The organism is Ferrovibrio sp. (assembly GCF_965278975.1).
In the GTDB taxonomy this organism is placed as follows: Bacteria; Pseudomonadota; Alphaproteobacteria; order Ferrovibrionales; family Ferrovibrionaceae; genus Ferrovibrio.
In genome coordinates this window covers 1,985,892-2,008,444 of sequence record NZ_OZ257126.1, presented here as the reverse complement: position 1 = coordinate 2,008,444, position 22,553 = coordinate 1,985,892, and the positions used below count along the sequence as shown (strand labels likewise).

The 22,553-nt window shown below is 64.0% G+C and carries 24 protein-coding genes; 7 read left to right on the top strand and 17 right to left on the bottom strand.

The genetic code is table 11. The features are described from left to right. Window positions 1–7: 7 nt before the first annotated feature. From ACQY7X_RS09745 to aroQ, 6 genes are all read right to left on the bottom strand, one after another. Window positions 8–763 carry an amino acid ABC transporter ATP-binding protein gene (locus ACQY7X_RS09745; RefSeq protein WP_428249718.1) on the bottom strand — a complete coding sequence of 252 codons (756 nt, stop codon included), beginning with the start codon at window positions 761–763 and terminating at the stop codon, window positions 8–10. An 11-nt stretch (window positions 764–774) separates the two neighbouring features. Beyond that, window positions 775–1,122, bottom strand: a complete 348-nt coding sequence (locus ACQY7X_RS09740; RefSeq protein ID WP_428249717.1) for a RidA family protein — start codon at window positions 1,120–1,122, stop codon at window positions 775–777. Window positions 1,123–1,139: 17 nt separating this feature from the next. Continuing rightward, window positions 1,140–1,934 (bottom strand): SDR family NAD(P)-dependent oxidoreductase, encoded by a 795-nt coding sequence (locus ACQY7X_RS09735; RefSeq protein ID WP_428249716.1) that lies wholly within the window; start codon window positions 1,932–1,934, stop codon window positions 1,140–1,142. Window positions 1,935–2,128: 194 nt separating this feature from the next. Continuing rightward, window positions 2,129–3,136: a Gfo/Idh/MocA family protein gene (locus ACQY7X_RS09730; RefSeq protein WP_428249715.1), complete on the bottom strand. Its 1,008-nt coding sequence runs from the start codon at window positions 3,134–3,136 to the stop codon at window positions 2,129–2,131. A 24-nt stretch (window positions 3,137–3,160) separates the two neighbouring features. Continuing rightward, complete coding sequence (locus tag ACQY7X_RS09725; RefSeq protein WP_428249714.1) at window positions 3,161–3,805, bottom strand: hypothetical protein; 645 nt, start codon at window positions 3,803–3,805, stop codon at window positions 3,161–3,163. 8 nt (window positions 3,806–3,813) lie between these two features. Next, window positions 3,814–4,296 (bottom strand): type II 3-dehydroquinate dehydratase, encoded by a 483-nt coding sequence (gene aroQ / locus ACQY7X_RS09720; protein WP_428249713.1) that lies wholly within the window; start codon window positions 4,294–4,296, stop codon window positions 3,814–3,816. A gap of 411 nt (window positions 4,297–4,707) precedes the next feature. On the opposite strand from aroQ, the gene kdpF reads away from it, so the two are divergent. Genes kdpF through ACQY7X_RS09690 form a run of 6 tightly spaced genes read left to right on the top strand, consistent with a single transcriptional unit; the run spans window position 4,708 to window position 12,560 of the window. Further along, window positions 4,708–4,797, top strand: coding sequence for a K(+)-transporting ATPase subunit F (gene kdpF / locus ACQY7X_RS09715; RefSeq protein WP_428249712.1), 90 nt, complete (start codon window positions 4,708–4,710; stop codon window positions 4,795–4,797). Window positions 4,798–4,807: 10 nt separating this feature from the next. After that, entirely contained in the window at window positions 4,808–6,505 is a 1,698-nt protein-coding gene (gene kdpA, locus ACQY7X_RS09710) for a potassium-transporting ATPase subunit KdpA (RefSeq protein ID WP_428249711.1), read from the top strand. A 12-nt stretch (window positions 6,506–6,517) separates the two neighbouring features. Further along, window positions 6,518–8,551, top strand: coding sequence for a potassium-transporting ATPase subunit KdpB (gene kdpB, locus ACQY7X_RS09705; protein ID WP_428249710.1), 2,034 nt, complete (start codon window positions 6,518–6,520; stop codon window positions 8,549–8,551). Between the two features lie 12 nt (window positions 8,552–8,563). Beyond that, window positions 8,564–9,139 carry a potassium-transporting ATPase subunit KdpC gene (kdpC, locus tag ACQY7X_RS09700; RefSeq protein ID WP_428249709.1) on the top strand — a complete coding sequence of 192 codons (576 nt, stop codon included), beginning with the start codon at window positions 8,564–8,566 and terminating at the stop codon, window positions 9,137–9,139. Between the two features lie 12 nt (window positions 9,140–9,151). Continuing rightward, window positions 9,152–11,878, top strand: a complete 2,727-nt coding sequence (locus ACQY7X_RS09695; protein WP_428249708.1) for an ATP-binding protein — start codon at window positions 9,152–9,154, stop codon at window positions 11,876–11,878. Next, window positions 11,871–12,560, top strand: coding sequence for a response regulator (locus tag ACQY7X_RS09690; RefSeq protein WP_428249707.1), 690 nt, complete (start codon window positions 11,871–11,873; stop codon window positions 12,558–12,560). Before ACQY7X_RS09695 ends, ACQY7X_RS09690 begins: the two co-directional genes overlap by 8 nt. A gap of 12 nt (window positions 12,561–12,572) precedes the next feature. On the opposite strand, the gene phnE is transcribed toward ACQY7X_RS09690, so the two are convergent. From phnE to phnC, 3 genes are all read right to left on the bottom strand, one after another. Beyond that, on the bottom strand, window positions 12,573–13,385 hold the full coding sequence (gene phnE, locus ACQY7X_RS09685) for a phosphonate ABC transporter, permease protein PhnE (RefSeq protein WP_428249706.1): 813 nt from the start codon (window positions 13,383–13,385) through the stop codon (window positions 12,573–12,575). A 61-nt stretch (window positions 13,386–13,446) separates the two neighbouring features. Beyond that, on the bottom strand, window positions 13,447–14,424 hold the full coding sequence (gene phnD / locus ACQY7X_RS09680) for a phosphonate ABC transporter substrate-binding protein (protein WP_428249705.1): 978 nt from the start codon (window positions 14,422–14,424) through the stop codon (window positions 13,447–13,449). A gap of 48 nt (window positions 14,425–14,472) precedes the next feature. After that, window positions 14,473–15,345, bottom strand: coding sequence for a phosphonate ABC transporter ATP-binding protein (gene phnC, locus ACQY7X_RS09675; RefSeq protein ID WP_428249704.1), 873 nt, complete (start codon window positions 15,343–15,345; stop codon window positions 14,473–14,475). Window positions 15,346–15,482: 137 nt separating this feature from the next. Here phnC and ACQY7X_RS09670 point away from each other — a divergent pair, with 137 nt between their 5' ends. Further along, window positions 15,483–16,190, top strand: a complete 708-nt coding sequence (locus tag ACQY7X_RS09670; protein ID WP_428249703.1) for a DUF1045 domain-containing protein — start codon at window positions 15,483–15,485, stop codon at window positions 16,188–16,190. Here ACQY7X_RS09670 and phnN read toward each other — a convergent pair. The 8 genes from phnN to phnH are packed head-to-tail and all read right to left on the bottom strand — an operon-like array spanning window position 16,099 to window position 22,553. After that, on the bottom strand, window positions 16,099–16,728 hold the full coding sequence (phnN, locus tag ACQY7X_RS09665) for a phosphonate metabolism protein/1,5-bisphosphokinase (PRPP-forming) PhnN (RefSeq protein ID WP_428249702.1): 630 nt from the start codon (window positions 16,726–16,728) through the stop codon (window positions 16,099–16,101). The genes ACQY7X_RS09670 and phnN overlap by 92 nt on opposite strands. Next, window positions 16,729–17,283, bottom strand: a complete 555-nt coding sequence (locus ACQY7X_RS09660) for a phosphonate degradation HD-domain oxygenase (protein ID WP_428249701.1) — start codon at window positions 17,281–17,283, stop codon at window positions 16,729–16,731. It abuts the gene before it with no gap. 29 nt (window positions 17,284–17,312) lie between these two features. Beyond that, a complete protein-coding gene (locus tag ACQY7X_RS09655; RefSeq protein WP_428249700.1) occupies window positions 17,313–18,461 on the bottom strand; it encodes an alpha-D-ribose 1-methylphosphonate 5-triphosphate diphosphatase in 1,149 nt (382 codons plus the stop codon). Then, the gene (gene phnL, locus ACQY7X_RS09650) at window positions 18,458–19,153 is read right to left on the bottom strand and encodes a phosphonate C-P lyase system protein PhnL (protein WP_428249699.1); all 696 of its coding nucleotides are present in this window, start codon (window positions 19,151–19,153) and stop codon (window positions 18,458–18,460) included. The genes ACQY7X_RS09655 and phnL overlap by 4 nt, the downstream gene beginning before the upstream one ends. Before the next feature lie 8 nt (window positions 19,154–19,161). Beyond that, window positions 19,162–19,929: a phosphonate C-P lyase system protein PhnK gene (gene phnK, locus ACQY7X_RS09645; RefSeq protein ID WP_428250047.1), complete on the bottom strand. Its 768-nt coding sequence runs from the start codon at window positions 19,927–19,929 to the stop codon at window positions 19,162–19,164. An 11-nt stretch (window positions 19,930–19,940) separates the two neighbouring features. Next, window positions 19,941–20,852: an alpha-D-ribose 1-methylphosphonate 5-phosphate C-P-lyase PhnJ gene (locus ACQY7X_RS09640; RefSeq protein ID WP_428249698.1), complete on the bottom strand. Its 912-nt coding sequence runs from the start codon at window positions 20,850–20,852 to the stop codon at window positions 19,941–19,943. Beyond that, window positions 20,849–21,943 carry a carbon-phosphorus lyase complex subunit PhnI gene (locus tag ACQY7X_RS09635; protein WP_428249697.1) on the bottom strand — a complete coding sequence of 365 codons (1,095 nt, stop codon included), beginning with the start codon at window positions 21,941–21,943 and terminating at the stop codon, window positions 20,849–20,851. Before ACQY7X_RS09635 ends, ACQY7X_RS09640 begins: the two co-directional genes overlap by 4 nt. 1 nt (window position 21,944) lies before the next feature. Then, window positions 21,945–22,553 carry a phosphonate C-P lyase system protein PhnH gene (phnH, locus tag ACQY7X_RS09630; RefSeq protein WP_428249696.1) on the bottom strand — a complete coding sequence of 203 codons (609 nt, stop codon included), beginning with the start codon at window positions 22,551–22,553 and terminating at the stop codon, window positions 21,945–21,947.

Below are 22,553 nucleotides of genomic sequence, written 5' to 3'. Positions count from 1 at the left end.
AGGACGGTCAGATAACTTGGGCGAGGAAACTGCGGGTGCGCTCGTGGCGCGGATTGGAGAAGAATTCCTCCGGTGCCGCTTCTTCCACGATGCGGCCGGCATCCATGAACACCACGCGGTTGGCCACCTGGCGCGCGAAACCCATTTCATGGGTAACGCAGAGCATGGTCATGCCGTCTTGCGCCATCTCGATCATGGTATCGAGCACTTCCTTCACCATCTCTGGATCAAGTGCGGAAGTCGGCTCGTCGAACAGCATGACACTGGGATTCATCGCCAGCGCACGGGCGATGGCAACGCGCTGCTGCTGGCCGCCGGAAAGCTGGCCCGGAAACTTGTTGGCTTGTTCCGGTATGCGCACCCGTTCGAGATAGCGCATCGCCAGATCGGCAGCCTCACGCCGCGTCATGCCGCGCACCTTGATCGGTGCCAGCATGCAATTCTCCAGCACGCTGAGATGCGGAAACAGGTTGAAGCTCTGGAACACCATGCCGACATCACGACGAATCTCGTCGACATTGCGGCTGTCTTCGTTCAACTCGACGCCGCCAACGGCAATGCGGCCCTTCTGGTGCTCTTCCAGCCGGTTGATGCAGCGGATCAGTGTCGACTTGCCGGAGCCCGAAGGCCCGCAGATGACAATGCGTTCGCCGCGCCGCACCTTCAGGTCCACATCATGCAGCACCTGGTAGTCACCATACCATTTGCAAACCTCGGCCATCTCCACGGCCAAAGGCACAGCCTCGCCAACCGCCTGCAGCATGTGCTTGCGGCCTAGCGCAGCGCGATCACGGCGATTTCCACCTTCGCCGTGGCGGAAACCAGCTTCGCTTCCACCGTGGCGCGGGCCGGTGTATGACCCTGCGCCACCCAGGCATCCCAGGCGCGGTTCATCTCGGCAAATTCCGAGATATCCGCCAGCCAGATCGTGGCACTGAGGATCTTGGTCTTGTCGCTGCCGGCAGCCGCCAGCGAAGCATCCAGTTGCGCCAGGATTTCCACGGTCTGGCCATAGGCATCCTTGGTCTTGTCGGTGGCCACTTCGCCGCAGGTGAAAACCAGGCTGTCGGTGTGGGTGGCCTTGCTCATGCGCGGCCCAAGGCCGATACGCGTAATGCTCATGTCCGTATTCCCCCGCTTCAGCTCTTGGCGCCCGGCAGCGCATCCACCGGCACGGTATAATTCAGCGGCATGCGGCCGCCATCGATGTAGAGCACCTGGCCGGTGACATAGGAGGCATCGTCGCTGGCGAGGAAGGAAACCACGCTGGCCACTTCTTCCGGTTCGCCGCAGCGGCCCATCGGCGTGCGCGACAGGATACGGCGGTAGGATTCCTCATTCGACAGCACACCGTTGCGTGTCAGGTCGGTGAGGATGGTGCCCGGACCGACAGCATTGACACGCACATTCTGCTTCGCCAGTGCCACCGCGAAGATGCGACTCATCTGGTTGATGCCGGCTTTGGAAATGCCATAGGGCACATTGGTCGGGATGGTGAGGATGGCCTGCATCGACGACATGTTGACGATGGAGCCGCCGCCCTGTGCCGCCATGATGCGAGCGGCTTCCTGGGTGCCATAGAACGTGCCGTTCAGGTTCACGCCCAGCACATGGCTGTATTCCTCGTCGGTGAGATCGAGCACCGACTTCGACACCGTGATGCCGGCATTGTTGACCATGATATCGAGCCGGCCACCCTTGGCCACGGCGGCAGCAACCACCGCCGCCACATCGGCGCGCTTCGATACATCGCAGGCCATGCCGAAAGCGGTCTTGCCTTCCGGGTCCAGCTTCGCCGCCGCTTCCTTCACCTTGTCGGCCTTGAGGTCGGCCAGCCATACCGTGGCGCCTTCCTGGTGCAAACGTTCGGCGCAGGCGAAACCGATGCCCTGGGCGGCGCCGGTGACGATGGCGATCTTGTTGGCGTGCTTCATTCCGGCTGTCTCCCGATACAATATGGGCGGTGGCTTATGGACGGGTCGGACCTTTGATCCGCATCCAAAATCAGATACATGTTTGGGTATTAAAGGTCAATATAAGATTTACTATATCAAATTTCGATACAAATAAGACAATATGCCCGATCCGGGCACCCGAAGCAGGGCCTCATATATAATGTGGGCAATGCCTATTCGGGCAGCGATACCCAGGCGCCGGTGGGCGCACTGGCCCGGATCGCATCCAGGATCAGGGCGATATCGACGGATTCCTCCGGCGAAGCGCCATGCCAGCCGGCTTCGCCGGCCACCAGCGCGGCGAATTCCTCGGCTTCCAGGCGGAAACCATTGCCATCGGGCACCGGCAGCGGCTCCAGCGGCAGGGCCAGCGTGGTGCCGCGCCGGATCTGCAGCAGTGGCGGCCCGCCCATCGGCGGATGATTCAGGTAGTTGGTCTCGATGATGCCGCCATCGCCGGCAATCGAGGCGCTGCGGAAATAGGCAGCATCGAAACTGCAGGAAAGCTGTGCGAACAACCCATTGCCGAATTCGATATTGGCGAGCGTGGTGACATCGACGCCATTGCCATCGATCTGCCAGGTCGCCTGCACCCACTTCGGCCGATGGCCGGCGGCCAGCCGGATCAGGCTGGCGGCATAGCTGCCGGCATCATAGAGCGCGCCGCCACCCAGATCGGGCATCAGGCGGATATTCGCCGGGTCCTTGAACAGCACCGAAAATGTCGAGCGGATCAGCTTCAGCGGACCGATGGCGCCATCGCGCAGCATCTGGCGCAGCGCGATGGTCTGCGGCTGCGCCATGTAAGGATAGCCCTCACGCAGGATCACGCCGTGGCGGTCGGCGGCGGCGAACATCGCCTTGGTTTCGGTGGTGGTCATCGCCAGCGGCTTTTCGCACAGCACATGCTTGCCGACCTCTACTGCCTTGATCGCCCAGGCGGCATGCAGCGCATTCGGCAGCGGCAGGTAGATGGCATCGATATCAGGATCGGCCAGCAAGGCTTCGTACGAGCCCAGCGTGCGCTTGATGCCCAGTTCCTTGGCCATGGCATCGGCGCGGCCCTGATCCCGGCTGGCAATTGCCGCGATCTCGACACGCTCGGACGGCGCACAGCCGGCAACGAACATACGGGCAATATTCGCGCCGCCCAGAACACCGAAGCGCAGCTTGCTATTCATGGAATGACGCCTTTCGCCAAATCGTCACGGCCAGCGGCGGCCGTTCAGGGCAAACATGAAAGAATAGAGCGGGTCCCGCATCGCCGTGCCGGCATGCTGCAACCGCGCGGCATGCTTGGCAAGGGCGCTTTGCAGGGCCGCCTGATCCAGGCCCTCGATCAGTAAAAGCGCCGCGAAGCTGCGGTCCTGGTCGCGCAGCTTCTTCTCGTTGGTCTGGATTTCGGTGCGTGCCTGATCCGTGACCAGCAGGTGCACGGCAGCGATGCGGTCCGTGGCCGCCAGTGCCTCCAGCAGGCCATCATGCTGCGGCACCACATCAAACGGCAAGGCCGCGATGAAGCCGCCCTGCCCAATGCCGCAGGACAAGCGCCGTTGGCCACCGCCGCGGGCGAAATTCTGCAGGATCGGCATGATCCGCTGCGACCACGGTGTCGGGTCATTGAGGCGGCCAAGATAGGATGGTCCGGACAATGCTTCCGGGGTTTCCAGTTCATAGACAATGAGAAAACGGTTGACCCCGGCGAGCAAGGCGCGGAATACGCGCACCGCAACAAAACCCTGCACACCCATACGCTCGGGCGTATGTTCGCGCGTCAGCCAATGCAGGTAATCGGTTTCCTGCTCCGGCGCCACATCACTCCAGATGGCAAGAAATCCGTTACCGAGCATACAGGCCTCTACTTTTTCTTCGACGGCAAGGCGGCAGGGAAATTTGCCGGCAGCTTGTTCAGCAGCGACAGCGCCGATTGCATGGCAACAATATAGCCGAATGGACCGAGGCCGCAGATCACGCCAGTGACGGCAGCCGAGAGTTTGGAATGGCGGTGCATTTCATCGCGGGCATGGATATTCGAGATATGCACTTCGACAATCGGCTTCTCGAAAATCTTCAAGGCATCGTAGATCGCTACCGAGGTGAAGGAATACGCCGCCGGATTGATCACGATGGCATCGGCCTCCTTGCGGGCCTGCTGAATCATGTCGACGATCTCGCCCTCATGATTCGACTGCCGGAAGCTCAACTCGACCTTCATCTGCGCGGCGAAAGCCTCACAATAGCCCTGGATCTCGGCCAGCGTGGTATGGCCATAGATATGCGGCTCGCGCACGCCAAGCAGGTTGAGGTTGGGGCCATTGATGATCAGCAGTCGGACGGTCATGGTTGGTCACCGGAAAGCATGGGAAAGAAGCCCGCTAACTGAACCATTTGGCGGGCACCATGACTAGTGCCGGAAACAGCACCATCAGGAACAGCACGATCAGTTCGGCCCACAGGAATGGCCAGGCCGCCTTGATCAGGTCCGCCATCGGAATCCGGGCGACGCAGGGCCCATGCCGCCGCCCCCAATAGATATTTCCGCTATCAGAATACGATCTTTATGCTTCCCTTATGGCGGCGGCCTTGATGCCGCATGGCTCCTTGATGCGGCCCGGGCGTAAAGCTGACCCCGCAAAGGAGCCTCCCATGCCTGACCTGCTGTATTTCGGCCTCGGCGCCGCTTTTTTCGCCGGCTTCGTCGCCTACACCCTGCTCTGCGAGCGCCTTTAGGCCCCCCTTCCAGGATTCTGCCATGACCCTCGACTTCATACTCGGCGGCGGCATCGCGCTGCTGCTGGCGATCTATCTCGTCTATGCGCTGCTGCGCCCCGAGCGCTTCTGAGCACCGCGCCATGACCCAGAACGACTATTTCCAACTTGCCCTCTACCTGGCTTTGCTGCTGGCGCTGACGCCGCTGCTCGGCCGCTACATGACCCGGCTGTTCAGGGGCGAGATCGGCTGGCTCAAGCCGGTCGAGCGCCCGCTTTACGCCCTGGCCGGCATTGATGAGCGCCGCGAACAGCATTGGTCGGCCTATTGCATCGCCCTGCTGCTGTTCAATTTCCTCGGTTACGCCGTGCTGTTCGCGGTATTGCGGCTGCAACACCTGCTGCCGCTGAACCCGCAGGACCTGCCGGCCTTGAGCCCCGACCTTGCCTTCAACACGGCGGTCAGCTTCGTCACCAATACCAACTGGCAATCCTATGGCGGCGAAAGCACCATGAGCTATTTCAGCCAGATGCTGGCCCTGACGGTGCAGAATTTTGTTTCCGCCGCCACCGGCCTTGCCATCGCGCTGGCGGTGATCCGTGCCTTCGCGCGCAAATCCGGCCGCTCCCTGGGCAATTTCTGGACCGACCTGACCCGCGCCACCCTGGGCCTGCTGCTGCCCATCGCTTTGCTGGCGGCCCTGTTCCTGATCTGGCAGGGCATGCCGCAGAATTTCGCGCCCTATACGGTGGCGAAAACCCTGGAAGGTGCCGAACAGGTAATCGCCCAAGGGCCGGTGGCCTCCCAGGTGGCGATCAAGATGCTTGGCACCAATGGCGGCGGCTTCTTCAATGCCAATGCCGCGCATCCGTTCGAGAACCCGACGGCCTTGAGCAACTTCGTGCAGATGCTGCTGATCTTCCTGCTTGGTGCCGGCCTGACCAATGTGTTCGGCCGCATGGTGGGTGATCAGCGCCAGGGCTGGGCCATCCTCGCCACCATGCTGCTGCTGTTCGTGCTCGGCACGCTGGCTGCCGGCTATGCCGAAACCCAAGCCAACCCGCTGCTCAGTGCGCTTGGCGCCGATCCGGCGCTCGGCAACATGGAAGGCAAGGAAGTGCGCTTCGGCGGCTTCACGTCGGCCCTGTTCGCTGTGATCACCACGGCAGCCTCCTGCGGCGCGGTGAATGCCATGCATTCCAGCTTCCTGCCGCTGGGCGGCCTGGTGCCGATGCTGAACATCATGCTGGGCGAGGTGATCGTCGGCGGTGTCGGTGCCGGCTTCTACGGCATCCTGCTGTTCATCGTCGCCACGCTGTTCATCGCCGGTCTGATGGTGGGCCGCAGCCCGGAATACCTGGGCAAAAAGATCGAGGCACGCGAGGCCAAGCTGGCGGTGCTGGCGATCCTGATCTCGCCCATCGTGATCCTGCTCGGCACCGCCATCGCGCTCACCACCGAGGCCGGCCTGGCCGGCCTGATGTCGGTGGGGCCGCATGGCTTGAGCGAGGCGCTGTATGCCTTCACCTCAGCGGCCGGCAACAACGGCAGTGCCTTCGCCGGGCTTTCCGCGAATACGCCGTTCTACAACACCGCCCTGGGCATCGCGATGCTGCTCGGCCGCTTCGCCATGATCGTGCCGGTGCTGGCGCTGGCCGGCGGCCTTGCGGCGAAACCGTCGATACCCGCTTCCAGCGGCAGCTTCCCCACTCATGGGCCGCTCTTCGTACTGCTGCTGGCTGGCACCATCCTGATCGTTGGCGGCCTCACCTTCTTCCCCGCTTTGGCGCTGGGGCCGATAGCCGAGCATCTGCTGCTCGCCGCCGGCCAAGTTTTCTAAGGAGTCATCACTATGAGCAAACGTAGCACCGGCGCACCGGCGCTGTTCGATCCGGCCTTGGCCCTGCCTGCCATGACACAAGCCGCCGTCAAGCTGGATCCGCGCCATCTCTGGCGCAACCCGGTGATGTTCGTCACCGCCGCCGTCGCCCTGGTCGCCACATTGCTGTTCCTGCGAGACCTGGTCTCCAGCGGCGAACCCGCCTTGCTTGGCCAGATCGCGGCCTGGCTGTGGTTCACCGTGCTGTTCGGCAATTTCGCCGAGGCCCTGGCCGAGGGCCGTGGCAAGGCCCAGGCTGAAAGCCTGCGGCGCGGCAAGACCGAAGCGATGGCGCGCAAGCTCGGGTCCGATGGCAGCATCACCCTGGTGCCGGCCACCTCGTTGCGTGTCGGCGATACCGTGCTGGTACAGGCCGGCGATGCGATCCCGGGCGATGGCGATGTGATCGAGGGCATCGCCTCGGTGGATGAATCCGCCATCACCGGAGAATCCGCGCCGGTGATCCGGGAATCCGGCGGCGACCGCTCCGGAGTCACCGGCGGCACCCGCGTGCTGTCGGACTGGATCAAGGTGCGCATCATCGTCAATCCCGGCGAAAGTTTCCTCGACCGCATGATCGGCCTGGTGGAAGGCGCCAAGCGGCAGAAGACACCGAACGAGATCGCGCTGACCGTATTGCTGGTCGGCATGACCCTGATCTTCCTGGTCACCACCGGCAGCCTGGAAGCATTGGCGGTCTATTCCGGCATGCCGGTGCCGGTGGTCTACCTGATCGCCCTGCTGGTCACCCTGATCCCCACCACCATCGGCGGCCTGCTCTCGGCGATTGGCATTGCCGGCATGGACCGCCTGATCCGCCACAACGTGATCGCCAAATCGGGCCGTGCCGTGGAAGCCGCCGGCGATGTCGATACCCTGCTGCTGGACAAGACCGGCACCATTACGCATGGCAACCGCATGGCCGCTGCCTTCATCGCCCTGCCCGGCGTGGCCGAGCGCGACCTGGCGGAGGCCGCCTTGCTTGCTTCGGTGGCCGATGAAACCCCGGAAGGCAAATCCATCGTCACGCTGGCGGTGGAGAAATACGGCCTCGGCAATGCCGTGCCGCAGGCAGCAAGTGGCCGCTTCATCGCCTTCTCGGCGCAGACCCGCATGAGCGGCCTCGATCTCGGGACGCAGGAAATCCGCAAAGGCGCGTCTGACGCCGTGCTGCGATACTGCGGCGGCACTGCATCGGCCGAACTTGGCCTGATCATCGAACGTATCGCCAAGTCTGGCGGCACGCCGCTGCTGGTGGCTCAGGACCGCCGCCTGCTTGGCGTGATCCACCTCAAGGACGTGGTGAAAAGCGGTATCCGCGAACGCTTTGCCGAACTGCGCCGCATGGGCATCCGCACCGTGATGGTGACCGGTGACAACCCGCTGACCGCCGCCGCCATCGCGGCGGAAGCTGGCGTCGATGATTTCATCGCCGAGGCCACACCGGAAAAGAAACTGGCCCTGATCCGCGCCGAACAGGCCGAAGGCAAGCTGGTGGCGATGTGCGGCGACGGCACCAATGATGCCCCGGCCCTGGCCCAGGCCGATGTCGGCATGGCGATGAATATCGGCACGGCGGCGGCACGCGAAGCCGGCAACATGGTGGACCTGGACAGCAACCCGACCAAGCTGATCGAGGTGGTGATGATCGGCAAGCAATTGCTGATCAGCCGTGGCTCACTCACCACTTTCAGCCTGGCCAACGATGTGGCGAAGTATTTTGCCATCATCCCGGCCCTGTTCGCCGCCACCTATCCACAGCTTGGCGCGCTGAACGTGATGCAGCTCAGTTCACCGCAGAGCGCCATCCTCTCGGCGGTGATCTTCAATGCCCTGATCATCATTGCCCTGGTGCCGCTGGCCTTGCGCGGCGTGCGCTATCAGCCGCTGCCGGCCGCCAGTCTGCTGCGGCGCAATCTGCTGGTCTATGGCCTGGGCGGCGTGCTGCTGCCCTTCATCGGCATCAAGGCCATCGATCTGGCCGTGGCCGCCCTGCATCTCGCCTGAGGAGTATCAATCATGCTGTCGCATCTCCGTCCCGCCCTGGTGTTGCTTGTCGTGCTCACGGTGATCACTGGGCTGCTCTATCCACTGGTTGTCACCGGCCTCGGCCTGCGGCTGTTTCCGCATCAGGCCAAAGGCAGCCTGATTGAACAGGATGGCCGCATCGTCGGCTCCAGCCTGATCGGGCAGAATTTCTCCAGGCCGGAATATTTCCAGCCACGTCCCTCGGCTGCCGGCAAGGAAGGCTATGATGCCACCGCCTCCAGCGGCTCGAACCTGGCCCCCACCGCCAAGGCCCTGGTAGAGCGTGCCAGCAGCGATATTGCCGCCTACAAGAATCGCGACGGCACGGCTGCCATACCTATGGATGCCGTCACTGCCTCGGGCAGCGGCCTTGACCCGCATATCTCGCCGGCCAATGCGGCGCGCCAGATGCCGCGCATCGCCGCCGCCCGGGGCATGGCGCTGATCGAGTTGCAGCCCCTGGTGGAGCAGCATACCGAACGGCCTTTCCTGGCTTTTCTTGGCCAGCCCGGCGTGAATGTGCTGACGCTGAACTTGGCGCTCGATAAGATCAAGCCGGTGCAATGATGCCCAGGTTCAATGGCAAACCCACCCACCGATAGCGACCGGCGGCCTTCGCCGGAAGCCTTGCTGCAGGCGGCGGCGCAGGAAAAGCGCGGCCGCCTGAGTGTGTTTCTTGGTGCCGCACCCGGCGTCGGCAAGACCTACGCGATGCTGGAAACCGCCCATGCGCGCCAGCGCGAAGGCGTGGATGTGGTGGTGGGCGTGGTGGAAACCCATGGGCGGGAGGAAACCGCTTTCCTGCTGCGCGGCCTGGAGCAATTGCCGCTGCACAGCGTTGCCTATCGCGACCGGGTGTTCAACGAACTTGATCTCGACGAAGTGCTGCGGCGCCGGCCGCAGCTGGTGCTGATCGACGAACTGGCCCATTCCAACGTGCCCGGTGGCCGGCACGACAAACGCTATCAGGATATCGAGGAAATCTGCGCCGCCGGCATCGATGTCTACACCACGCTGAACATCCAGCATCTGGAAAGCCTGAACGACGTGGTGGCGCAGATCACCCGGGTGAAGGTGCGCGAGACAGTGCCCGATGCCGTGCTGAGTGATGCCGACAGTATCGAAGTGGTGGACCTGCCGCCGGAAGAACTGATCAAGCGGCTGCAGGAAGGCAAGGTTTATGTGCCCGAGCAGGCCGCCCGCGCCGTGCATCATTTCTTCGCGCCCGGAAACCTGACGGCCTTGCGCGAACTGGCCCTGCGCAAGGCGGCGGATCAGGTGGACGGCCAGATGCTGTCGTATATGCAGTCTCATGCGATTGCAGGGCCATGGCCGACGCGCGACCGCATCATGGTCTGCATCAGCCCAAGCCCACTGCTGCCGCGCCTGGTACGCAGTGCGCGGCGTATTGCCGAGCGCCGCCGCTCGCCCTGGATTGCGCTCTATGTCGAAACACCGGCGCATGACCGGCTCTCGGATGACGAAAAAAGCCAGATCAACCGCGCACTGACATTGGCCGAGGAATTCGGTGCCGAGGTGATGACGGTGGCGGCCGGCAATGTGCCGGGCGAGATCATCCGCCAGGCAAGACACCGTAATGTCACCGATATCGTTGTGGCACGCAGCCATCGCAGCCGCCTGCTCAACCGCCTGCGCGGTACGTTGACCGACCGGCTGGTGGAACTGGGCGATGGCATCAACGTGCATGTGGTGACCGGCCGGCCAGAGCAGGAGAACTGGCTGGATGTGATGCGGGCGCGGCTGGCCGATATGCGGCTGGATGGTCTGCTGCCTGCTGCACTGCTGTCGCTGCTCGGGGTAGCGGCGGTGAAACTGGCTGAACCCTGGCTGCCGCCATCAAGCATGCCGCTGTTCATCCTGGTGGCGGTGCTGCTCAGTTCGCTGCGCCATGGTCATACCGCCGCCGTCTTGAGTTCGGTGATCTGCGTGCTGGGCTACAATTTCCTGTTCCTGCCGCCGCTTTATACCTTCACCATCACCAACCCGGAAAACATCCACACCTTCTTCGTCTTCCTGGCCGTGGCGCTGGTAACCAGCAATCTGACAGCGCGAATACGCGCACAGGCGGAGGCGGCGCGCACGCGCGAGGCCCGCACCGCTGCGCTCTATGATTTCAGCCGCCGCGTCACCAGCGCGGCGAGCGAGGATGATATCCTGTGGACCGTGGTGCATCATGTCGCCGCCATCGCCAAGGCGCAGTCACTGGTGCTGATGCCGGGCACCCATGAACAGGCGGGCCGCCTCAGCATCCGTGCCGCCTATCCGCCCGAGGACCAGATCGACGAGCGCGCCAAGGCCGCTGCCGACTGGGCCTGGGAGAAAGGCGAGCCTGCCGGCCATGGTACCGGCACCTTGCCGGCTTCCGACTGGCTGTTCCTGCCCTTGCGCACCGCCGAACGCCGGCTCGGTGCGCTCGGCATCCGTTTCGCCGCCAACCGCCCGCCGCTCGGCCCCGATGAACGCCGGCTGCTGGATGCGCTGGCCAATCAGGCAGCACTTGCCATCGAGCGCAGCCTGCTCAACCGCGATGTGGCGGAGGCCCGCGTCGCCGCCGAGACCGAGAAGCTGCGCTCGGCCCTGCTCTCCTCGATCAGCCATGACCTGCGCACGCCGCTGGCCTCGATCATCGGCGGCGCCTCCAGCCTGATGAATTTCGGTGACCGCATCGACGCCCGGGGACGGCAGGATTTATTGCAGACGGTACGCGACGAGGCGGAACGACTGAACCGCTTTGTCGGCAACCTGCTCGACATGACCCGCATCGAGGCCGGCGCGATGCAGCCCAAGCTCGATTGGGTGGACCCCGAGGAACTGCTGGCGACCGCAGTGAAGCGCGCGGCAGGCCTCACCGCCGGGCATGACATCATTATGCAGAGTGAGCCCAATCTGCCGCTGCTGCGGGTCGACTACATCCTGATCGAGCAGGTACTGATCAATCTGCTGGATAATGCCGCCAAGTATTCACCCAAGGGCAGCCCGGTGATATTGCGCCTTGGCCATGGCGGCGACCAACTCCGCATCGACGTCACCGACCAGGGCAGCGGGATTCCGCCGGAACAGCTTGAGCAGGTGTTCGACATGTTCTATCGCGTCAAGGCGAGCGACCGGCAGGTGGCCGGCACCGGCCTTGGCCTCTCCATCTGCCGCAGCATCCTGAAGGCCCATGGCGGCGGCATCCGCGCCGAAAGCCCGGTTGCCGATGGCCACGGCACCCGCATGGTGGTGACCCTGCCGCTGGAGGAGCAGCCGGCACTGCCAAACGACGAGAAAAACAGCCATGGCTGATGGCGCCAGCATCCTGGTGATCGACGACGAGCCGCAGATCCGCCGCTATCTGCGGGTCAGCCTGGAAGCGCATGACTTCCGCATCCATGAAGCCGCCACGGCGAAGGAGGGCCTGCGGCTGGCGGCATTGGAAAAACCCGATCTGGTGATCCTTGATCTCGGCCTGCCGGACATGGATGGCCAGGAAGCAATCAAGCGACTGCGCGAATGGAGCAATGTGCCCGTGGTGGTGCTTTCGGTGCGCGCCGACGAAGCCGACAAGATCGCCGCCCTGGATGCCGGCGCCGATGATTACGTCACCAAGCCGTTCGGCACCGGCGAATTGCTGGCCCGTCTGCGGGCCGCGCTGCGCCACACCATCGGTGCGGCGGCCGGGCAGCCGGTTTTCACCAGCGGCCTGCTGCGGGTCGATCTGGAAAAGCGCCAGGTGAGCCTGGACGGCGAAACCGTGAAGCTGTCGCCGAAGGAATACGATCTGCTGCGGCTGCTGGTGCAGCATGCCGGCAAGGTGCTGACGCACCAGTTCATCCTGCGCCAGGTCTGGGGTCCGGCGCATGAGCATGACGTGCAGTATCTGCGGGTTTTTGCCCGCCAGCTGCGGCAGAAGATCGAGGCCGAACCGGCCCGGCCGCAGCTATTGCTGACCGAGCCGGGAGTCGGCTATCGCCTGACCCTGGATTAGATGAACCGGGGATTAGATGAACAGCTTGCGGATGCGCGAAGAAACCAGATCGACGCTGCTGACCAGCAGGATGATCATGATCATCACGGCGCAGGTTTGATCGAAGCGGAACCCGCGGATCACTTCCCACAGCACCACGCCGATGCCGCCGGCGCCGACCATGCCGACCACGGAAGCCGAGCGCACATTGGCCTCGAAACGGTAGAGCGAATAGGACACCCAGAGCGGCATCACCTGCGGGATGACACCGTAGATGATCTCTTCCAGCGGATTGGCGCCGGTGGCGCGGATGCCTTCCACAGGCTGTGGATCGATGGCTTCGACCGCTTCCGAGAACAGCTTGGCGAGCGTGCCGGTGGTGTGGACCCACAGCGCCAGCGCACCGGCGAAGGGGCCGAGGCCCACCGCCACCACGAACAGCATGGCGAAGACCATCTCGTTGATTGAGCGCAGCGCATCCATCAGGCGGCGCACCGGCTGGTAGACCCAGGCCGGCGCGATATTGGAAGCAGCCAGCAGGCCGAAGGGCACAGCGCAGACGATGGCGAGCAGCGTGCCCCAGATGGCGATATGCAGCGTCACCACCAGTTCATTGAAATAATAGCGCCACTCGCGGAAATCCGGCGGGAAGAAGTCGCGCGCGAAGGTCGCCATGTTGCCGGCATCGTTGATCAGATTGCCCGGCTTGATCTCGGCACCCTGGTAGGACCAGACCAGCACGGCGCAGGCCAGGGCATAGCCGAACACTTTCAGCAGCGAGGATTTGATCCCCGGCTTCGGCGGATGGATCGGATGCTCGGTCAGGATCGCGGCGGTCTGGGACATCGGCTGCCTCACATAGAGAAACGCCGGGGCGGTATTCTCGCCCCGGCGTCTGTTACTTGATTTACGAACCGAGCTGTTTGTTCAACTCGGCCAGCTTGGCGTCGATCTCGGCCAGCTTCTTGGCCTTCTCGTCGGCGGCCATGTTGGCGTCGCCTTCCAGCTTGATCTTGTCGCGGAACAGGCCGAGCTGACGGATCGGCAGCAGCTGCTTGTTGGAGGATTCCTTGAACGGGCCCCACTGCAGATCGGCAAGAACCTTCTTCTCGCTGTCGGACTTGGTGCCGTAGGTCATGAAGAAGGTCTTCAGGGTCTTCTTGGTCTCTTCCGGCAGATCCTTGCGCCAGACGATCGGATCGGAAGCGATCAGCGGCGACTTCCAGATCGCCTTCAGTTCCTTGGCCTTCTCCGGCATGGTCTTCTGCAGGCGCTCAAGGTTCTCAGTGTTGTTGGTGGCAACATCAACCTGCTTGTTGGCGACGGCGAGCGCATTGGTTTCGTGATTGGCAGCCACCATGCGGGTGAAATGCTTGCGCACGTCGATGTTGTTCTGGCCCCAGGCATAGTAGCTCGGCACCAGGAAGCCCGAGGTGGAGTTCGGATCGCCGTTGCCGAAGGTGTACTTGCCCGGCGCCTTGACGATGTCTTCCAGCGAATTGATCGGGCTGTCCTTGTGTACCAGCAGCAGCGACCAGTAGCCCGGCGCGCCATCCTTCGAGGTGGTCTGTACGAAGATTTCGCCATCGGCGCGGTCCACGGCCTGCATGGCCGAGGCGTTGCCGTACCAGGCGATCTGCACCTTGTTGAAGCGCATGCCCTCGATCACGCCGGCATAGTCGGGTGCGAAGAAGGCATTGATCTTGATGCCGGTCTGCTTCTGCATGTCGGCGAGGAACGGCTCCCAGATGGTCTTCAGGTTGGAACTCGATTCGGTCGAGATGATGCCGAAGTTGATTTCCTTGAGACCCTGGGCCTGGGCGGTGCCGGCGAAGCCGAGCATCAGCAGCGGCAGCGTGGCCTTAAGCAGGTTGCGGCGAAGCATGGATAGTTCTCCCGTTGGCTACGAAGGTAGAAGTGAACGTGAAAAGGATCAGGCTATGGCTGCCTGCAGCGGACGCTGCCGGTATTCGGCAGCCTCCGGTTTCTCGGTCTCTGGCGGCTTCTCGGTCTCTGGCGTGCCGAGTGAACCGAAATCGAGATCGCTGTTGTCGCCATAGAGGTCGCGCAGCAGCGGTGCGGTGACGCTGGCGGACGGGCCATCGAACATCACCTTGCCATCGCGCAGTGCAACGACGCGGCGGCAGTATTTCAGCGCGAAATCCACCTGATGCAGCGACACCACGACGGTAACGCCGTCGGCGCGGTTGATATCGGCAAGCGCGGCCATGACGCGGCGCGAGGATTCCGGGTCGAGCGAGGCGATCGGCTCGTCGGCCAGGATCACATCGGCCTTCTGCACCAGGGCGCGGGCAATGGCGGCGCGCTGCTGCTGGCCGCCGGAAAGCGTGGAGGCACGCTGGAAGGCGCATTGCGCGATACCGACCCGAGCCAGCGCCTGCACCGCGTCGCGGCGCTGCTCATCGCTGAACAGCCGCAGCAGGCTGCGCCACAGCGGCAGGCGGCCGAGATTGCCGGCCAGCACATTGGTGATCACCGAAAGCCGGCCGACCAGGTTGAATTGCTGGAACACAAAACCAATGCCAGCGCGGGTCTCGCGGATGCCGCGGCCGAGCTTGCCGGCCTGCTGCACCATGCGGCCATTCACCGCCACCTGGGCCTGGGCGTCGCGGTCGCCCTGCATCAGGCCGGCAACGTGGCGCAGCAGGGTGGATTTACCGGAGCCGGAGGCGCCGATCAGGGCAACGATTTCGCCGGGCTGGATAACGAGATTGATCTTGTCGAGAGCACGCTTGCCGGTGGCAAAGGTTTTCGATAGATGAACGATCTCGATGGCGGCACGCATTAAAGCTCTCCTCTGCCCGCGGGCAAGGATGGCTTAGCAACGCCACATGACACTTCCGTTGCGCTTCGGCGACGGGATGGTGAAATCGCCCCGGCGGCCCAATTGCTGCCGAGTTACCCACAGGACGATTGCAGCACTTGTCTACCACCACCCCCCGCTACGCCTTCTACGCCGCCCCCGCCGCCGCCGATCCGCTGCACGGCTTCGCCGCCCGCTGGCTGGGCTATGACCCGGATTCGGGCGAAAGCCTCTACTCAACGGTGCCCGGCTTTGACTCCGCCTGGCTGGAGCGCATCACCGCCGAGCCACGCCGCTATGGCTTCCACGCCACCCTGAAGCCGCCCTTCCGGCTGGCCGAGGGCAAGGATGAAGCATCGCTGATCAAGGCGGCGGTGGCCTTCGCCAGCAGTTTCCCCGCCGTGGTGCTGCCGCGCCTGAGCGTGGAGGCCCTGGGCCGCTTCCTGGCACTGCGGCCATTGCAGCCCTGCCCTGGTGCCAACCGGCTGGCCGCCGATTGCGTGCGCCGCTTCGATGCCTTCCGCGCCCCAGCCGGCGCCGCCGAACTGGCCAAGCGCCGCGCCGTCGGGCTTACCGCCCGGCAGGAGGCATACCTGACCGAGTGGGGCTATCCCTATGTGTTTGATGAATTCCGCCTGCATTTCACGCTGACCGGCCAGATCGAGGATGCCGGAACACGCCAGCGCGTGCTGGATTACCTCAAAGCCGCCAGCGCACCCGTGCTGGGCGACAGCCTCATGCTTGGCGAGCTATGCCTGTACCGTCAGGCATCGGATGGCGGGCAATTCCGGGTGCTGCGCCGCTTCGCGCTGGCGCCAGCAGAGTAACCAGCCGCGCCACACCCTGCTCCAGTGGGCCGTCATTGGCCAGGATCGCCACGTCGTCACCCGAAAGATCGAAGGCGGCGGCTCGCGCTAGGCGCTGCACGATATCGGCCGGGCTTTCACGGCCGCGCGCTTCCAGCCGCTGACGCAGCACACTGGCCGAGGCGGTAACGCCGATGATCAGGCGGTTGGCATAACGCTGGCGCAGATCCGGCAGGATGGCGCGCGACACATTCACCACCACCTGAATGCCGGCGCGCAGATCATCCTCGATGGCGCGCGGCACACCATAATGCAGGCCATGCGCCGCCCAGGACAGCGCAAAGGCGCCGCCTGCCTGTTCGGCCAGGAAGGCGGCTTCGTCGAGCGCGATATAATCCTCGCCGCCAAGATCAGGCGCCCGCGTCACCACGCGGCGCGGAAACCGGATGCCGGCATCACTGCCCAGCACTTCACGCGCACCGGCCAGCAGGCTGTCCTTGCCGACCCCGCTGGGGCCGACCACGACAACCAGGCGGCCGGGATGCAGCGCAGCAGTCATTCAGGCCACCTTGCCCAGGGCCTGGGCAACGAAGGCACGGTAATAGGCAAGATCGGGGGTACGCAGCTTCGGCATCTTCGCTGCATCATCCCAGCGCCGCAGCATCACGGCATCCTGGGCAAAAGGCTGGGCGATGAATTCCGCCGCCTCGGCCTCGCTGTAGATGCCGCCCTGCACTTCCAAGCTGGTCTTGGATGCCTGCGACAGGCCGGCCCAATAGCGTGGCTCGGCACGGCAGAGATAGCGCTTGGCGTTGACATGCATCCGCACCGGCTCGGCCACCGAAGCCGGAAAATGCCGCGCCAGCCAATCGGCAGCGATAGCCTCATGCTGGGCATCAATGCCCTGTTCGGCCAGACCCTCGTCACCCTGGCCGACCAGGTGGCCGATATCGTGCAGCAGCGAGGCGGTGATCAGTTCCGGGCTGGAGCCGCTGCGCTCGGCATGCATGGCGCATTGCAGCGCATGTTCAAGCTGGCTCACGGCCTCCATGCCGTAGCGTTCGGCGCCGGCCTTATCCAGCAACTGCATCACGGTATCGAGAATATCCGGCATGCCATCCCTCCCTTATATCACGCAGCTCTTTACATAACCCGCTGGCCTTCGCGCCAGACACCGCGCACCACCGGGAAACCATCAACGACGCTGACCCGGAGCAGATCGGCGCGGCGGCCCGGCTCGATGACGCCACGGTCGGTAAGGCCGATGGATTCGGCCGGGTTGCGCGACACCATCGCCACCGCCTGCGGCAGTGTAATCTCCGGCACCTGACCGGGCAGCAGGAAAGCCGAATGTAGCAGGCTGCTCGGCACATAATCGGATGAAATGATATCCAGTTCGCCGCTTTCGGCGAGCGAGCGGGCAGAAATATTGCCGGAATGGGAGCCGCCACGCACCACATTGGGCCCGCCCATCATCACCTTCATGCCATGCTGGCGCGACAGGGTGGCAGCCTCATGCGTCGTCGGGAATTCCGCCACCACCATGCCATCCGCAGCAGCCTCGGCGACATGGTCGGCCGTGGCATCGTCATGGCTGGCCAGCGGCAGACCCTTGGCGCGGCAGAGATCGACCACGGCGCGGCGATTGCGCACGCCATTGGCCTCGGCCGCCGCGATCTGGCTGGCCATGAACTCATCCATCTGGGCATCCGAAAGGCCGAACTTGCCCTGGTAATATTCGCGGTACTTGGCTGGGTTGACGAATTGCCGCTGGCCCGGGCTGTGATCCATCACCGAAATCAGCTTCAGCCAGGAAAGCTCGGTCATCGGCTCGATCAGCGCCATCAGGTCCTTGAAGGAAATTTCGCAGCGCAGATGCAGCAGATGCTCGGCCCGCAGCATGCCGGAGCGCTGCGCCCCGTCGATGGCCTGGATCATCTCGCGCAGCATCTCCATGCGCACGGCACCCTCGCGCACATCGCCGACCGCGACCGCGTCCAGCACCGTGGTGATGCCGGCGGCAGTGACCTGCGCATCATGGCTCATCACCGCCAGGCGGCCGGGCCAGCGCACGCCGGGGCGCGGCGCGAAATGCTTCTCCATATGATCGGTATGCAGTTCCACCAGGCCCGGCAGCAGGTAATCACCATCGAAGTCGAGGGTATCAGCAGCCTGGCTTGCGCCGCTATCAATGGCCGCGATGCGGCCTTCCGCGACCTTGAGACTGCCCTGTTCGATCACCGCATCGGGCGTAACCAGGCGGGCATTGCGAATCGTGACGGCGGCACTCATGCGGCGGCTCCAAGGGCTTGCAGGGGTAATAGACGCGTGGCGATGGCGGCGCGGGTCTCGTCGTCATGCACGATGGCGACGATGGCGGTGCCGCGCCGGCGCGCAGCTTCAATCAGATTTATGACAATGGTGCGATTGCCGGCGTCGAGCGAGGCGGTTGGCTCATCCAGCAGGAGAATCGGATGATCGGCACAGAACCCCCGCGCGATATTGATGCGCTGCTGCTCGCCGCCCGAGAAGGTGGCGGGCGGCAGACCCCATAGCCGCTCCGGGATGTTGAGCTGGGTCAGCAGTTCCGCCGCCCGTTGCCGGGCAGCTTCCTCGGCCACACCGCGCGCCAGCAAAGGCTCGGCGACGATATCCAGTGTCGGTACGCGCGGGATAACGCGCAGGAATTGGGTGACATAGCCCAAGGAACGGCGGCGGATATCGAGCAGTACCCGCGGCTGGGCGTTCAGGATATTCACCATCTCACCTGCATGGCGCAGCAGGATGCGGCCCTGCTGCGGCCGGTAATTGCCATAGATCGAGCGCAGCAGCGTGGATTTGCCGGCGCCCGAGGGGCCATGCAGCACCACGCATTCGCCGGCCTGCACATTCATGCTGGTATGGCGCAGCACCGGCAGCGAGATGCCGCCACGCAGATGCAGGGTGAAGGTCTTGCTCACATCCTCGACCTGGATCATGTCCATGGGCACCCTCACACGCTCAAGACCGAGGAAACCAGCAACTGCGTGTAGGCATGCTGCGGATCATCGAGAAGCTGGTCGGTAAGGCCGGCTTCCACCACCTCGCCACGCTGCATCACCATCAGGCGATGCGCCAGCAGGCGGGCAACGCCGAGATCATGGGTAACGACGATCACCGCTACATTATGCTCCTGCACCAGGCGGCGCAGCAGATCGAGCAGACGGGCCTGCACCGAAACATCGAGGCCGCCGGTCGGCTCGTCCATCAGCACGATGCGCGGCCGGGTGACCAGGTTGCGGGCGATCTGCAGGCGCTGCTGCATGCCGCCGGAGAAGCAGCGCGGCTGGTCGTCGATACGCTCGGCCGGGATTTCCACCGCATTGAGCCAATGCAGCGCCGTGCCGCGCAATTCACCGTAATGCTTGTCGCCCAGTGCCATCAGGCGCTCGCCGATATTGGCGCCGGCAGAGAAGGTCATGCGCAGGCCATCGCGGGCATGCTGCTGCACAAAGCCCCATTCGGTGCGCATCAATTGCCGGCGCCGCGCCTCGCTGGCGGTCAACAGGTCGACGATCTCGTCATTGCCGGCGCGGTAGAGCACACGGCCAGCATCGGCGGCCATGCGCCCGGCCAGGATGTTGAGCAGCGTCGACTTGCCCGAACCGGACTCGCCAACAATGCCCAGCACCTCGCCCGGCCATAACTCGAAGGAGATATCGCGGCAGGCGGGCTGGCGGCCGAAACTCTTGTGCAGCTCCTCGACGCTGAGCAACGGCATTTCCTGGGCGATCATGCCGCAGTCTCCTTTTCATACGGCGCCCCTTGTGCGCCGACATGGCCGGCTTCGCGGCGCTCGCTGCAGTAATCCGTATCGGAGCAGACGAACATGCGGCCGCCGCGATCATCCAGGATCACTTCATCGAGAAAACTGTCGCCGGCACCACACAAGGCGCAGGGCTGTTCCCAGCGCTCGATGCTGAACGGGTGATCGGCGAAATCCAGTGGCTGCACATCCGTGTAGGGTGGCAGCGCGTAGATGCGCTTCTCACGTCCGGCGCCAAAAAGCTGCAAGGCAGCATTCATATGCAGCTTCGGCGTATCGAATTTCGGGATCGGCGAGCAGCGCATCAGATAGCGCCCGTTCACCAGCACCGGATAATCATACGAGGTGGCGATATGGCCATGCTGGGCGATATCCTCGTAGAGCTTCACATGCATCACGCCATATTCCGACAGCGCATGCATCACGCGGGTCTCGGTCTCGCGCGGTTCCAGCCAGCGCAGCGGCTCCGGGATCGGCACCTGGTAGACCAGGATCTGGCCTTCCGAAAGCGGCGTTTCCGGCACGCGGTGGCGGGTCTGGATCAGAGTGGCGGCGCGGGTCCGCTCGGTGGTGGCAACACCGGTCATGCGCTGGAAGAAACGGCGGATCGACACGGCATTGGTGGTATCATCGGCACCCTGGTCGATCACCTTGAGCACATCATCGGCGCCGATCACCGCCGCCGTTACCTGCATGCCGCCGGTGCCCCAGCCATAGGGCAAGGGCATCTCGCGGCTGCCGAACGGCACCTGATACCCCGGGATCGCCACCGCTTTGAGGATGGCACGGCGCAGCATGCGCTTGGTCTGCTCATCCAGGAAGGCGAAATTGTAGCCGGCGATCTGCGCCGTGCCTTGGTATTCCTGAGCCAAGTTCATTGCGCGGCCTCCGCCAGTTGCTCGCCGGCTTCCAATTCGGCGCGCATGGTGCGGATCAGGCTGAGTTCCGATTGGAAGTCCACATGATGCGGCAGCTTGAGATGCTGCACGAAGCCGGAAGCCTCGACATTATCAGTATGCGACAACACGAATTCCTGATCCTGCGACGGCGCCGTGATGTCCTCGCCCAGTTCCTCGGCGCGCAGGCTGCGGTCGACCAGCGCCATGGCCATCGCCTTGCGCTCGGCAAAGCCGAAGCTCAGGCCGTAACCCCGGGTGAATTTCGGCGGTTCGCTGCGTGAGCCACGGAACTGGTTGATCATCTGACATTCGGTGACGGTGATATCACCGATATCGACGGCGAAGCCGAGTTCAGGCACGTCGATCTCGACAGTTACGTCGCCACTGCGGATTTCGCCGACGAAGGGATGCGACTTGGCATAGCCGCGCTGAGTGGAGTAACCCAATGCCAGCAGATAGCCTTCATCGCCGCGCGCCAAATTCTGCAACCGCAGCGCCCGGTCGGCGGGGAACATCAGCGGTTCGCGCGTCAGATCACCCACTGCATCATCCTCGGCATCGGGCAATTCCGGCTCGATCAGACCTTCGGCATTGAGCAGATCGACCACCTGCGGCATCTGGTTCGGCAGGCTGCCCTGCCCGACCAGCGCCGAGGCTTCCTGCTCGCCCATCAGCGCGAAATCCAGCAGGCGATGGGTGTAATCGAAGGTCGGGCCGAGCAACTGTCCGCCCGGCAGGTCCTTGAAGGTGGAGGAGATACGCCGCATCACCTGCATACGCGTGGTATCGATCGGCCGGGTGACGCCGAGGCGCGGCAAGGTAGTGCGGTAGGCACGCAGCAGGAAGATCGCTTCCACCTGATCGCCGCGCGCCTGCTTCAGCGCCAGGGCGGCTAGGTCGGGATCGTAGAGCGAGCCTTCGGTCATGACGCGATCAACGCCGAGGCTCATCTGCTCGCGGATCTGATCGATACCGATTTCAGGCACCGCGGTGTCGCCACGGCGCTCTTCCGCCAGCAGCTTATGGGCATTCTCGATGGCGGCCTCGCCGCCTTTCACTGCCACATACATGTCAGGCTCCCTTGGCGCCGAGTTGAACCTGCGTGCTGCGCGGCAGGCCGAGGATGGCATCCGCCGCCACCAGATAGATATCGACGCCGCGCGGGAAGGCATCGCGCATCGCCGCGCGCTGGCGCCAGAAATCATCACCCAGGCCGCAGCCACTGAGCGGCTGGCGCTCGCGGATGCCCGGGCCGGTGAGCACCAGGTCGGCAGCGCCATCGAAAGCCTCTACCGCCAGCAGCAAGGTGGCGCCGCGCTCGGGTGCCACATCGCTGCCCCAGCCAAGCTGTTCCAGCTTTGGCGGTTGCACCGCCACGGCGATCACTGCATCGCCAGCCTGGGCGACCAGCGGCGCCCCGGTATGGAAACGCAGCCAGGTAGCGGTTTCGGCGTCATCGCAGCCCGGCCCGAGCCAGACCGGGGTATCGAGATCGCAGAGCGTGAGCAGGGCTGCTGCCATCGCCAGCGTCAGGCTGGCGGGATGGCCGGCTTCAAGCGGCATCGGGATGATGCGGCCGGGATGCGCCAGGGCCTGCAGCAGATGCCGGAAAGCCTGCTGGCTCTGCTGCACCGGATCGTTGAAGCCGGCGGCGGGGGTGGAGGGGGCCAGGGCGTTCAT